The sequence below is a fragment of the Acinetobacter sp. AKBS16 genome, assembly GCF_002899995.1.
GTDB classification, from domain to species: Bacteria; Pseudomonadota; Gammaproteobacteria; order Pseudomonadales; family Moraxellaceae; genus Acinetobacter; species Acinetobacter baumannii.
Genome location: NZ_POYH01000096.1, coordinates 1 through 771 on the forward strand (window position 1 = coordinate 1; position 771 = coordinate 771).

The 771-nt window shown below is 50.1% G+C and carries 1 pseudogene; it reads left to right on the forward strand.

The window, feature by feature from the left end:
* Positions 1–771: pseudogene (locus C1642_RS17590) on the forward strand (hypothetical protein); the annotation flags it as partial.

Consider the following 771-nt stretch of genomic DNA (forward strand, 5'->3'; position numbering starts at 1 on the left):
GCCTGTTGAAGACCGATCATGACAATGATCCATCTACACCGGATCAAGGTGGTCTGGACCGCGTTGATGGATCAATTACAGTAGATGTTGATGATCAGGGCCATATCACAGGTGGGACCACAGATGTAGCACCGGGCAGCGAAGTGACCTTAACCATCACAGGTCAGGACCAGTCAGGCAATCCACTGGAACAGCAGGTGAAAGCCACAGTTAATCCTGATGGCAGCTATACAGCAGAAGTGCCGGCAGGCTTTGCCGATGGTGAGTTAACCGTTGAAGCAGAAACAGTGGATCGTAACGGTACACCGCTTAATGCTGAAGATAGCCTTGTGAAGACCGATCATGACAATGATCCATCTACACCGGATCAAGGTGGTCTGGACCGCGTTGATGGATCAATTACAGTAGATGTTGACGACCAGGGCCATATCACAGGTGGGACCACAGATGTAGCACCGGGTAGTGAAGTGATCTTGACGATTACCGGTCAGGACCAGTCAGGCAATCCGCTGGAACAACAGGTGAAAGCCACAGTTAATCCTGATGGCAGCTATACAGCAGAAGTACCAGCAGGCTTTGCCGATGGTGAGTTAACCGTTAAAGCAGAAACAGTGGATCGTAACGGAACACCGGTGAATGCAGAAGACAGCCTTGTGAAGACCGATCATGACAATGATCCATCTACACCAGATCAAGGTGGTCTAGACCGAGTTGACGGAACTATTACCGTTGATGTGGACAACACGGGTCATATTACAGGTGGAACGACTG